Genomic DNA, 11,639 nt, shown 5'->3' on the forward strand with positions numbered 1-11,639 from the left:
AGCGGAGAAAAAGCAAAACAAGCGGTCTCAAAGCCCGTTCCTTGAGACCGCTTGTTTTTTTATTATTTATTCAGCCCGTGTTTTTGGATCTTTCTCATTAACGTAGACTGGGGGATTCCCGCTAATTTCGCTGCTTCCCGTGTTGTCTTGGCCTGCTTCAGCTTGTGAAGGATAAATTCCTTCTCCACTTCGTCCAAGTATTCCCGAAGCGGCAGGTTCTGTTTGGCGGCTGGCTGGATAAAGCTTGAAAGCTTATTACTTGCTTGAATGCTTTCAGGCAGCTCCTCCCGTTCAATCTGGTCCTGGTCTGACATGATCATGATGCGCTCAACTGTATTGGCCAGCTCCCGTATATTCCCCGGCCACGAATAAGCCTGCAAAGCAGTGAGGGCTTCTCTTGACAGCGTTTTATTGGTTTTGTATTTCTCGTTATATATGTCCATGTAGTGCTGAATCAATCGAAAGATATCATCCGGCCGCTCCCGCAAGGCAGGAATGTTCATCGATAGTACATTTAACCGGTAAAACAAGTCGGCTCGAAATTGGTTTTTCTCTACAAGCTCCAATAGGTTCCGGTTGGTAGCCGCAATAATACGTACATCAGCACTGTGAAGGTACACCTCCCCAATCGGCAAATAGGTCTTATCTTGAATGAGCTGCAAAATCTTTACTTGAAGGTGCAGGGGCAGCTCCCCGATCTCATCTAAAAACAGAGTTCCGCCTTCTGCGACCTTGACTAATCCAATCTTTCCCTTTCCGGATGCACCGGTAAAGGCCCCTTTTTTGTAGCCGAACAGCTCTGATTCAAAGAGGCTTTCGGGGATCGCGCCGCAATTCACTTGGATGAAAGAACCGCCATGCCGCTCGCTTAATTTATGAATATAGCTGGCGAACACATTTTTCCCGGAGCCCGTTTCGCCGGTGAGTAACACGGATGCATCAGATAAGGCGATTTTTTCTGCTTGTTCAATGAGCTTTTTAAAGGCAGGAGTGTCTCCGATCAGCTGGTGGGTCTTCTCCTTTTTTTCTTTTTTGAGCTGCAGGTGTCTCAGTTCCTGCACGTACCGGTTAAGAATGGATTCTACCTCGGCGTGCTGGGTGGTGGAAAGCAGATCTTGCGTAATGCTTCTTCCGTGGGTAATCACCCATTTAATGCCGCCGCTTTCATCCTCGACGATATACCCGCTCACAAGCCATTTCTGATGGTGGCCTTTAATCGTTTGGATAACGGAAATATTCTCCTTCTTTTGCAGAACGAGCCGGTTGACAGAAGGGGAGAACAATCCTTCCTTCTCAAGATCCCACACATTTCTTCCTATTAACTCCTCCCGTGTCTTGTTTAACATCTCACAGCTTGTTTTGCTTACCCAAACGGTCGTTCCGTTGGCATCTGTAATATAAAACCCATCATGTACAGCATCTAAAATACGAAAAACATCTTCATTTGCCATTTCCATGCCGTCTTCACCCGCCTTTCTTCCTTATTTTTGATTCATAAACAGATCATAACAGAAGAATCCAAGGAGTGAAATGATCCATTTATAAAAATATGATCTAAAAACGGATCAGAAAGGAGGAGAATGCGCCAAATTTCTCCTTTTTTGAGCCGGTATACCTCTAAAAAGAAAGGATTTCTATTACGGGACATGGCATGGGATTTGCAAAAAGACAGTGAGCATTCATTTTGAAGGGGTGAATGCCGTATTCAAATGAGTAAAGGGTGAGACAAGTGCTATTAATTTCGCTGCCGCATGAAATAGATGAAAAGTATGTAAAGAGAATAGCGGACTTGGTGCATCCGATGGAGGTCCTGGTCGAGCGGGATATACTGAATGAACGGGTGCCTATTGATCAAATTGAAATCCTGATTACTTACGGAAAGCAAGTGAATGCGGACACGCTTGATTTAATGACATCCTTGAAATGGATTCAAGTGTTTCAGTCAGGAGTGGAACTGATTCCGATGAAGGAACTGCAGAAGCGGGGGATCCTGCTGACAAACATTCAAGATTTTCATAGTATTCCGCTGTCCGAATACGTGCTCAGCATGCTGCTTTATTTTACGAGAGCAATTCCTAAATATAAAAAGTCCCAAACGGTGAGAGAGTGGAACCGGCGAGAGCTGGATGGAGAGATATACGGAAAAACGGTGGCGATTTTCGGTGCCGGAAAAATTGGCCAAGTCATTGCGGAGCGCTGTAAATTTCTAGGGATGAACGTCATTGGGGTGAATACGAGCGGGAAAAGGAAGCATCACTTCGATGACATGTATACGATGGATCAGAAGCTGGAGGTATTGAAGAAAAGCGACTTTGTCGTTCTTTTGCTTCCGGCCACAGAGGAAACGTACCGCTGTTTCGGCAAGAAAGAATTCCAGGCGATGAAGGACAGTGCCTATCTCATTAACGTGGGCCGCGGGACATTGATTCACACAGAGGAGCTGATCGAAAGCTTGCGTGCCGGCGATATCAAAGGAGCGGCGATTGATGTTACCGATCCTGAGCCTTTGCCGGCGGATCACCCGCTGTGGGAGGTCGAGAACCTGATTCTTACCCCACACGTAGCCGCAGTGACGGAGCGGTTTTTCGACCGGGCAATTGACAAGGTCGCACTCAACTGGGAAGCCTACAAGCGCAACGAACGACCGCCTTATTACATTGATCTAGCAAGAGGATATTAATAAATAAAAAGGAGAGATCATAATGGCTAAGGACTATACAGAAGAAATAGACATCAAACAAACATTTAAAAATTATGAAGAGGAGCGCCTTTACCGCAAGCAGCGGCTGGCTGCCTCGTTTCGGATTTTAGCTCGCCGGGGGCTGAATTTAGGCGTTGCGGGTCACATTACCGTCCGTGATCCGGAGTTTACCGATCATTTTTGGGTGAATACGTTTATGACGAGCTTTAGTCAAATCAAAGTGTCTGATTTAATCTTAGTGAATCACGAAGGAAGGATAGTGGAAGGGAAGAAGCCGATTAACCGGGCCGCTTTTGCGATCCATTCCCAAATCCACCAAGCGAGACCGGATGCCGCAGCGGCTGCTCATTCCCACTCTCCTTATGGAAAGGTATGGTCGACAACCGGCCGGCTGCTTGACCCGATCACCCAGGACAGCTGTGCCTTTTATAACGATCACGGGCTCTTTAATGACTTTACCGGTGTCGTCTATGAACTAGAGGAAGGCAAGCGCATTGCTGAGGCGCTCGGTAACTACAAAGCCGTTATCCTGCAAAACCACGGGCTGTTAACAGTCGGACAAACGGTAGAGGAAGCGGTTTGGTGGTTCGTATCCATGGAAGAGGCCTGCAAGACGCAAATCATGGCGGAGCAAATTGGAAGTCCCATTCTCATTGAGAAAGAGCACGCGGAGCTGACAGCGAAACAAATTGGCCTGCCAGTCGCAGGAAAAGGGAACTTCCAACCATTATACGATGAGGTTTTAAGAGAAGAGCCGGATTTTCTTGGGTAGTTGGATAGAGAGCCTTACAAAAGAAATTGAAATCCGCTCTTCAGCAAACGATGTTTTAATGGGATAATTACATGTTCAAGCTGGTTTCAAATGGGAAACCAGCTTTTTGAATTTTGCTTGATAAAAACTTTGGAGTGATAGAACCATTTAAGAGATTTATAAAGTACTTAGATAATACGGGGAAAGCTCCGATATGATTAAAACATACAGCTATATTTATTAAGTTACTAATCTAGCTCCAATGGTAAAAAGGCATATTCTCCGTCCTTATAAACCTCACATTTACGCACTGAAATAGGATGTTTAAAGATGGGACCATCTAGCGCTGTTGTATGGAACTCTCCACCTTCTCCGCAGGGATCAATACCACGTGCTTCGAGCTCCTTCACGTATTCATGAGTTAACGTTCTCCCTAAATCGTCCTCTCGCATTCCAAGTGATAAATTTACAGTTACAATTATCGTTACAAATCCTAAATCGATGAACTCTTTCACAACATCATGATGGTTCATTTGCCATAAGGGCATCCCAAGCTTTAACCCTGCATACTTCGTCACCTTTTCATGCCAACAGCCGTGTGCAGGCATATCTAAGTCTCCGGTTACTAACACATCTGCTCCTTGATTTTTAGCCTTTTCTAAAAGACCTATAAATATTTTTTCATAATCTGTCCAACTTGCAGCTGCAGTATATACGGGCAAACCTATAGATTTAGCTTGGGCATGTATGAGTTCCGGAGGCATTCCATGAGATCTAGAACGTTTCCCTTCTTCCTCTAGCATGACGATTAGTCCAACCGCTTCTCCAACCATCATAGCTTTATATAGAGCTAAGCTACTGTCCTTTCCTCCGCTAAAAGAAGCTATAAATTTTTGCCCACAAGCACTAGTTTTCCAATCCCTTAATTCGACCATTTATATCCTTCCCCTTTATTTTAATGGCTTTCTAACAATTTTTATTATGAGCTACTATTATATTTCGTATATGAGATTCATAACTTAATTGGTTTGATTTTATCATAATTGGACCTTACAGATAGGCTATTATTGAATCCTGGCAGAGTTTGGCCGCCAAATCGAAAGCCAATTGTCATGGCGGTCTTGTCTAGACATCATACGGAGGATGCGGCGTATGATGATGAGCTGATTGCACAGGCCGCTAAGATCACACTTAACGCTCTCGAGTAAATGAGAGGCTGATTAAAAGATTCATCGGTAGGGCAACGTGGGGGAAAGCTTCGATCTTAACTAGTCATAACGGATGGCTTTGCATGATTTCATGTACAGCCATCCGCTTCTTTCTTTTATCGAATCCTGGTTAACCATAACGTGTGCCCATTACTTGAACAATACAGATGGGATTTCCGTTTGCTGGTTTATAAATCATCGTGTTTAACAGAAACAGGAAGTCTTAATTCTCATTTCCTGGTTTATAGTTGTAGACCTCTTTATTCTTCTCTTTTTCACTGGTTGTATCAAACTCCACCATTCCTTGCTGGTTGTAAGCGGCGAGAGTAATAGAACCGAGATCCTTTTTACTTAAATTGTGCGCCTGCATTTGCATAAACAGCCAGTCCGAATCTTTTTCAATAAATTTAAGTTGTGGTGGATGACTGTATATTAAGGTCACTTGGCTGCAAAGGGCGCTTCCCAGTTGTTTTTAGAAACAATGGGCTCGGAAATAGTTGTGCCTATAAACATAATAAAGATAAGATCGAAGCTATCCATTTGGGCAACAGATCTTTTTCCGGATATTTGAACTAATAAGTATCCTAGCGCAAATACCACAAAAGGCGTCCACAAATAATCTGTAAACCATTGCACTAGAATCAACCTCCTAACGGTATAAGGGTGGACTAAACATCAGATATTTAAACAAGTTCAAAATAGGTGAGCAAGAATAAGGAACAACATAGAAGTATGAAAAAGAGAGAAGCTATAAAAGGCTTCTCTCTTTTTGTGTTTGATTTATTAAAGAATTGGATGAGGTGAAAGGACATTGTTAAAAAAATTAAGCGATCAAGTCATCGTCATTACAGGGGCCTCGAGCGGGATTGGTCTTGTGACCGCACGAATGGCTGCTTCACAGGGAGCGAAAGTAGTAGCAGCGGCGAGAAATGAAGCAGCGTTAAAGGAATTAGTGAATGAGCTGAAGGGAAAGGGCCACTCAGCTATCTATGTGAAAGCGGACGTGGGCCGTGAAGAAGATGTGAACCGGATCGCTGAAACGGCGATTAAGGAATTCGGGGGATTTGATACGTGGGTGAATAACGCGGGCGTATCCATCTACGGGCATGCGATGGAGGTGAGCAACGAAGACATCCAGCGCATGTTTGAGACGAACTTTTGGGGCGTCGTGTACGGAACGAAAGCCGCTGTTAACCATTTCAAGAACAGGACGATTCCTGGCGCCCTGATCAATGTAGGAAGTCTGTTTGGAGACAGAGGAACCGTCATCCAATCCACTTACGCGGCGGCTAAATTTGCGGTGCATGGCTGGACGGAAAGCATCCGAATGGAGCTGGAAAGGGAAAAAGTGCCTGTTTCCGTTACGCTGATTCACCCTGGGCGAATCGACACGCCTTACAATGAGCACGCCAGAAGCTATCTAGATCAGCAACCGGCCCATAGAGGAATGATTTACCCGCCTGAAGCGGTAGCGGAAGCTATCCTTTATGCGGCGGAAAACCCGAAAAGGGACATGTATATCGGTTCGCAGGCTAAAGCCCTGCAGCTTCTTGGAGCGCTTGTGCCGCGCCTGACGGATAAGTTGATGGAGGTCATCATGTATCCAACCCAGCATGCTGACAGGCCTTCTAACCCGCCTGAAGCAAGTGCCCTGTATCACGCAGGCTATGGCATGCATGAGAGAGGAACGAACGTTGGCTGGATCCGGTCCGGAAGTATGTACGTGAAAGCGGCCAAGCACCCAATCCTTACAAGCGTGGCCGCAGCCGGCGCCATCGCCTGGTGGGCTTCAGCTAGACGAAGAAGATAACTTTATGGCAGAAAGGAGAATGTCACATGTATAAACAATGGGATAAGCAGTTTATTGGAGGGCAATGGAGAGAGGGAAACGGCGAGAGAATATATGAAGATAAAAACCCTTTCAATGAAGAGACGCTAGCGACCATCCGGTTAGCGAATACAGCGGATATTGATGAAGCGTATCAATCAGCTAAGAAAGCTCAAAAAGAGTGGGAGCAAGTCAACGCCTATCAAAAGGTAGCGATTATGGAAAAGGCCGTTGAATTGGTGAAGGAGCGCAAGGAGGAATTAGTCCAAATTTTAATAGCGGAAAACGGAGCCTCACACATTAAGGCGAACCTAGAAGCTGAAGCGGCCATCGGGATTATGAAGGAAGCTTCCACGTTCCCGCTTCGCATGCATGGCCAAATTATGCCGTCTGTGATTCCAGGGAAAGAAAACCGCGTCTATCACAACCCTGCAGGAGTCGTAGGGATCATCAGTCCATTTAATTTTCCGTTCCACTTAACGATGCGTTCTCTTGCGCCGGCTTTAGCTGCTGGCAACGGAGTGGTCATCAAGCCGGATATGCAGACGATGATTTCAGGCGGCCTTTTCATGGGGAAGTTGTTTGAGGATGCCGGCATCCCTAAAGGGTTATTGAATATTACGGTTTGCAGCTCTTCTGAAATTAAGGATGCGTTTGTGGAGCATCCGATCCCGCAAATTATCTCCTTCACAGGATCCACCCCTGTTGGAAGACATATCGGGGAGCTTTGCGGCCGGCATCTCAAGCGTGTTGCATTAGAATTGGGCGGCAATAATGCCATGATTGTATTGAAGGATGCAGATGTAGAAAGAGCGGCTAACTCTGCGGCATTCGGCAAGTTCCTGAACGCCGGTCAAATCTGTATGTCGTTAAACCGGATTATAGTGGAACGCCCCGTCTATGAAGAGTTCCTCACTAAACTGGTGGAAAAGGCTTCGAGAATTAAATATGGAAACCCTGCTGATGAAGATGTGGTGGTGGGCCCGTTAATTAATCATAAACAGGTGGATCGCATTCAGGATTTAATTGATCGCAGCATCCAGCAAGGGGCGAAATATGCTTTGCAGGGTGAGGTAGAGGGGAATGTATTTGCGCCGACCGTTCTCACCGACGTCACGAATGACATGCCCATTGCCCAGGAAGAAATCTTTGGACCTGCGGTAGGCGTGATTGTGGTAGAGGATGAAGAGGAAGCAATCAAGGTGGCCAATGACAGTGAATATGGATTGAGCGGCGCTGTGCATGCCGGGTCGATTGAACATGGGGTGGAGGTATCTAAACAAATTGTCACAGGGATGATCCATGTCAATGACCAAGGCGTGAATGACGAGCCAATCGTCGCTTTCGGAGGTGAAAAGGCTTCCGGATTAGGCCGCTACGGAGGGGAATGGGCCCTTCATGAATTCACAACGACCAAATGGATTTCTGTTCAAACGGAAGAAAGAGAATATCCATTTGGCTCATAAACAAAAAAGGTGCCTGCCTCCAGCTGCGTGAACGGATGAACGCAGCGGGGGACAGACACCTTTTTCATCTAAATAAATAGTTGAGTATTTTTTCTGTATGACTTTCCTAAACGGTAATAATGGTCAACAATTTCCTGGTTAAGATGTTTAAATTTAGATGGAACAGGCGGTAATTGATCCGCTTCTTCCTGCTTCCAGACCGATTGTCCGGGTGCAACAAAACGCCCATCCTTGATGTTGACATGATCGGCAATGGTAGCCCCATGCATAATCACGCAGTTGCTGCCAATAGTTGCGCCATAAATGGAAACTCCTTGGCCAATGAAGGTGTTTCGCCCTACAAATAATGGGCCATGCGGCTGTGCATGGTGAAGAATGCTTACCTCGTCGCTAATATACACCCCATATTTCTTTCCGTTTACTTCAATGTGCTGCCCCGGGTGGCAGTGGATTAAAACAAAGTCCTGCACGTTCGTTTTCTTGCCGATGTAATACGGGGAGGAGGAATCGGCCCGAATCAGGTTATTCCAGCCAATCGTTACATCGTCATCGACATATACGTCTCCAAATACATACGAATTCGGCCCCATCACTGCTTTTGAACTGATTCTTGGGTATTGCGCACGCGGTACTTCTCGAACAGGCGGGTTATAGTGAATGATCTGCTTTAGAGGGTAGATACCTGGCCGCTTAAACGCAGGCCTATTCCCTGAACCCTTATGGGGTTGGTTTTCTTTATATGGATAGGGGTTGCCGTTCACTCGTCATCCCTCCCAATTATGATAATGACACCATTATGATCTTTATGAGAGGACCTGCTTTTCTATGCGTGGAATTAAACTTTCAATAAAAAGCCCGTTAACCAATATAGGTAACGGGCTTGACAGTTTAATTTATATATTTTCCGTAATCAGGCACAGCGATCTGGTCAAATTCGTTAACGAGTTTTTTTAGGCTTGTCGTCAGTAAGTCGCCAGACATGGGCAATCCGTGACCAGTAACGGCGACGGCAGGGTTCAGCGCGTCTAGTTTCATGACCGATTCTTTGGCAGCTTTCCAGTCTGTTGTTAAATAGCGGGGCGGTCCACTGATTTCCTGTTCCTGAGTGAGCACCTTATATAGGTATTCCTGTTTGACTGTAACGAAGGCATCTCCAGCGATTAACGCCCGGTCTTTTTCCCTGAATAATGAAACGTGACCTGGCGCATGTCCTGGGGTATGAATCCATTTAAACCCTGGCATATGGGGAACCGTTCCATCAGAAGGCAGCGCTTGTACGTTGTTTCCTAAGTCTATCGGTTCGTTAGGGAACATAGGAGACATCTTCGCTACCATGCCGCCTTCAACCGTAGGATCCGGTTCCGGGTAGCTTTTCTGGCCTGTCAAAAAAGGCATTTCCATTTGATGAGCATAAACCGGAACGTCCCAATGCTTGATTAGTTCAATCAACCCGCCCACATGATCAAAGTGGCCGTGAGTTAAAATGATCGCTTTCGGCCGGCTGTTTGCGCTAAACCGCTTTTCAGCGGTAGAAATAATTTCATTCGCAGACTTAGGCATCCCGGCATCTACTAAAACGAAATCATTGCTTTCCGGGTCTCCGACTAGACAAATGTTGACGATTTGGACAGTGTGACAAAATAAATCAGGCAATACTTCAATCCCCATACCGCTTCCGATTGAAGAGGCAGGAATAAATTTATAATCACTTCCATAATTCATTTCTTTATCCATCGTGTGTCCTCCTTCAGTTACTTAATGCCCAACGTTAGTATGTCCCCAATTCAAAAAACATTGAGCTTTTTGCCTTATGTAGAGGTACGTTGAAGGTGTCTAAAAAGGAAACTACATTTGGACATGGATACAAAGCCGCATGGTGGGTGGCTTGAATGATGACCAGGCTGTGATATTCCATTTAAAGGGTATTCGACAACTCTGGCTTTCCACCAATATGGGGCGATGCTGGCTGTGATTTTCTGCCAGTATGGACTTTTTTAGAAAGAAGCAAATCTGAGACTTTCCTAATAAACAGGAACTACTAAAAGTAGAAATAAATTCCACTGATACCATAAAAAGTAATAATTCAACATACCTATTCGTGTAGAGAATTTGCTGCTTTTCTACAGAGAAGAGAGGAAAGAAAGGATGATTCAATGAGCAAAAAAGAGGAACAAGGTAAAAATTGTCGTCCTGGATCAACTGAAGAGGAATTGATGAAGTCTAATGAATGTAGAAAAGATTACGACTCCAAGAAACCAGGTAAATACAAAACGTGTGACGACTCCAAGAAGCCTGGTGAATATAAAAAAGATCCCGACCCGAAGAAATCTGATGGATATAAAAAGGATCCCGACCCGAAGAAACCTGATGGATATAAAAAGGATCCGGATTCGAAGAAACCAGACGAATATAAAAAGGATGATGACTCCAAGAAGCCTGGTGAATACAAAAAGGACGATGACTCGAAGAAGCCAGACGGATACAAAAAGGATGACGATTCGAAGAAACCAGACGGATACAAAAAGGATGACGATTCGAAGAAACCAGACGGATACAAAAAGGGTTATGATTCGAAGAAATCTGATGAATACGAGAAGGATTATGGCTCTAAGAAATTTGATAAACTTAAAAAGATTTTTGACTTTATGGAATCCATGGAATCTGATGATTATGGATTTAAAGAAGATAAATCAACTAACGATTATAAAGACAAAAATAAAGACAAAAAGAAAGGTGACGATAAATAGGATCATAATGAAGCTTCTTGTACTTAAATCTGGAACCCATTCAATTGAATGGGTTCCTTTGGGTTGAGGCTGAACTCTGTAAGTAAGAGATCAACACACGTTAAGCAGCCAGTTGCCGATATTGTACCGGTGACTGGCTGCTTAAAGACGTTCTTTATTTATTCCACTCTATGAAGTCCATTCCGTTCCTGTATAACGGGTTCTTTCCCCGGTTATTAAGAGGCCATTTTCCGGCAATGTTCGGCGCAGCGGAAGCACGCTTCAGCACACTGTTGGCAATGGTCGTGGTCATGCTTTTTGCACTCATTTCCGCACGCCTCGCACATATCGGCGCATAGCTGGCAAATTTGTTTAGTAAATGGGCTGTCCGTTTGCATCGCTTTTGCGGCAAACGCACAAATGTCTGCACATTCTCTGTCCAAGCGGATACAGTCAGCCATCATCTTTACATCCTCTTCTTTCAGGCACGCATCATAACATACATTGCAGGCCTCCATGCACTCGAGACACGTTTTTATACATTCTTCATAGGTTGCATTCATACATGATTCCTCCTTATAGGTTCTTCATTTAAAGTCTACCCACTGAGCTTTTTCTTTTAACGTTTTAGTGAAAACTCCTTAAAAACTGCACAAAAAATAGCCCATTATTCGATATGATGTAGACAGCAAATGAAAAAGTGGTGATTCCTTTGAACCTCCCACGACTAAAGTCGCGGGATTCTATTGCCCTTTCGGGCAGTAAAACCCTAAGACTTGTCGTCGTAGAATTCCTGCTTCATCAGGACTTGCCTGGCTGTTCCCAGGGCTTACTGTCCCTCCATTACTGTTAAAAAACAGTACCCGACGCCGCAGCATCGGCAGGCACACCCCGCCGTTCCAGCGGTGTATGAGACACGGAAATCTTAAGCCGTGGCCAGCTCTTCTTGAAGAAGCCGG

At 45.0% G+C, this 11,639-nt stretch carries 12 protein-coding genes and 1 pseudogene; 6 read left to right on the top strand and 7 right to left on the bottom strand.

Translation table 11 applies throughout. The annotated features are described in order from the left end of the window. Window positions 1-62 precede the first annotated feature (62 nt). Window positions 63-1,457, bottom strand: a complete 1,395-nt coding sequence (locus QY97_RS15120) for a sigma-54 interaction domain-containing protein (RefSeq protein WP_039236374.1) — start codon at window positions 1,455-1,457, stop codon at window positions 63-65. 272 nt (window positions 1,458-1,729) lie between these two features. Here QY97_RS15120 and QY97_RS15125 point away from each other — a divergent pair, with 272 nt between their 5' ends. Continuing rightward, a complete protein-coding gene (locus QY97_RS15125) occupies window positions 1,730-2,680 on the top strand; it encodes a D-2-hydroxyacid dehydrogenase (protein ID WP_039236377.1) in 951 nt (316 codons plus the stop codon). A 22-nt stretch (window positions 2,681-2,702) separates the two neighbouring features. Further along, window positions 2,703-3,473, top strand: coding sequence for a class II aldolase/adducin family protein (locus tag QY97_RS15130; protein ID WP_046128773.1), 771 nt, complete (start codon window positions 2,703-2,705; stop codon window positions 3,471-3,473). A 227-nt stretch (window positions 3,474-3,700) separates the two neighbouring features. Here the strand turns inward: QY97_RS15130 and QY97_RS15135 are convergent, their stop codons facing one another. Continuing rightward, window positions 3,701-4,387, bottom strand: coding sequence for a Dph6-related ATP pyrophosphatase (locus QY97_RS15135; protein WP_039236380.1), 687 nt, complete (start codon window positions 4,385-4,387; stop codon window positions 3,701-3,703). 147 nt (window positions 4,388-4,534) lie between these two features. Here QY97_RS15135 and QY97_RS20070 point away from each other — a divergent pair. Then, window positions 4,535-4,660 (top strand): annotated as a pseudogene (locus QY97_RS20070) (class A beta-lactamase); the annotation flags it as partial. 223 nt (window positions 4,661-4,883) lie between these two features. On the opposite strand, the gene QY97_RS15140 reads toward QY97_RS20070, so the two are convergent. Both QY97_RS15140 and QY97_RS15145 read right to left on the bottom strand, forming a co-directional pair. Beyond that, window positions 4,884-5,036, bottom strand: a complete 153-nt coding sequence (locus tag QY97_RS15140) for a hypothetical protein (RefSeq protein WP_157761913.1) — start codon at window positions 5,034-5,036, stop codon at window positions 4,884-4,886. A 62-nt stretch (window positions 5,037-5,098) separates the two neighbouring features. Beyond that, window positions 5,099-5,296: a DUF421 domain-containing protein gene (locus QY97_RS15145; protein WP_039236384.1), complete on the bottom strand. Its 198-nt coding sequence runs from the start codon at window positions 5,294-5,296 to the stop codon at window positions 5,099-5,101. Window positions 5,297-5,471: 175 nt separating this feature from the next. Between QY97_RS15145 and QY97_RS15150 the strand changes: the two genes are divergently transcribed. Then, window positions 5,472-6,470, top strand: a complete 999-nt coding sequence (locus tag QY97_RS15150) for an SDR family oxidoreductase (RefSeq protein ID WP_039236385.1) — start codon at window positions 5,472-5,474, stop codon at window positions 6,468-6,470. A 26-nt stretch (window positions 6,471-6,496) separates the two neighbouring features. Continuing rightward, window positions 6,497-7,954 (top strand): aldehyde dehydrogenase family protein, encoded by a 1,458-nt coding sequence (locus QY97_RS15155; RefSeq protein WP_039236387.1) that lies wholly within the window; start codon window positions 6,497-6,499, stop codon window positions 7,952-7,954. Window positions 7,955-8,022: 68 nt separating this feature from the next. Here QY97_RS15155 and QY97_RS15160 read toward each other — a convergent pair whose 3' ends face one another. Then, on the bottom strand, window positions 8,023-8,715 hold the full coding sequence (locus QY97_RS15160; RefSeq protein ID WP_052725946.1) for an LbetaH domain-containing protein: 693 nt from the start codon (window positions 8,713-8,715) through the stop codon (window positions 8,023-8,025). Between the two features lie 127 nt (window positions 8,716-8,842). Then, window positions 8,843-9,688, bottom strand: coding sequence for an MBL fold metallo-hydrolase (locus QY97_RS15165; RefSeq protein ID WP_039236389.1), 846 nt, complete (start codon window positions 9,686-9,688; stop codon window positions 8,843-8,845). 419 nt (window positions 9,689-10,107) lie between these two features. Between QY97_RS15165 and QY97_RS19660 the strand changes: the two genes are divergently transcribed. Beyond that, a complete protein-coding gene (locus QY97_RS19660; RefSeq protein WP_052728993.1) occupies window positions 10,108-10,701 on the top strand; it encodes a hypothetical protein in 594 nt (197 codons plus the stop codon). Between the two features lie 215 nt (window positions 10,702-10,916). Here QY97_RS19660 and QY97_RS15175 read toward each other — a convergent pair whose 3' ends face one another. Continuing rightward, window positions 10,917-11,243: a four-helix bundle copper-binding protein gene (locus QY97_RS15175; RefSeq protein WP_039236391.1), complete on the bottom strand. Its 327-nt coding sequence runs from the start codon at window positions 11,241-11,243 to the stop codon at window positions 10,917-10,919. Window positions 11,244-11,639: the final 396 nt, after the last annotated feature.

The sequence above is a fragment of the Bacillus thermotolerans genome, from assembly GCF_000812025.2.
GTDB classification, from domain to species: Bacteria; Bacillota; Bacilli; order Bacillales; family Domibacillaceae; genus Quasibacillus; species Quasibacillus thermotolerans.

Bases quoted from the DNA above. Each gene is read 5' to 3' on its own strand.
- QY97_RS15120 (WP_039236374.1), bottom strand. From the start codon at position 1,457: ATGGAAATGGCAAATGAAGATGTTTTTCGTATTTTAGATGCTGTACAT.
- QY97_RS15130 (WP_046128773.1), top strand. From the start codon at position 2,703: ATGGCTAAGGACTATACAGAAGAAATAGACATCAAACAAACATTTAAA.
- QY97_RS15135 (WP_039236380.1), bottom strand. From the start codon at position 4,387: ATGGTCGAATTAAGGGATTGGAAAACTAGTGCTTGTGGGCAAAAATTT.
- QY97_RS15140 (WP_157761913.1), bottom strand. From the start codon at position 5,036: ATGCAAATGCAGGCGCACAATTTAAGTAAAAAGGATCTCGGTTCTATT.
- QY97_RS15155 (WP_039236387.1), top strand. From the start codon at position 6,497: ATGTATAAACAATGGGATAAGCAGTTTATTGGAGGGCAATGGAGAGAG.
- QY97_RS15165 (WP_039236389.1), bottom strand. From the start codon at position 9,688: ATGGATAAAGAAATGAATTATGGAAGTGATTATAAATTTATTCCTGCC.
- QY97_RS19660 (WP_052728993.1), top strand. From the start codon at position 10,108: ATGAGCAAAAAAGAGGAACAAGGTAAAAATTGTCGTCCTGGATCAACT.
- QY97_RS15175 (WP_039236391.1), bottom strand. From the start codon at position 11,243: ATGAATGCAACCTATGAAGAATGTATAAAAACGTGTCTCGAGTGCATG.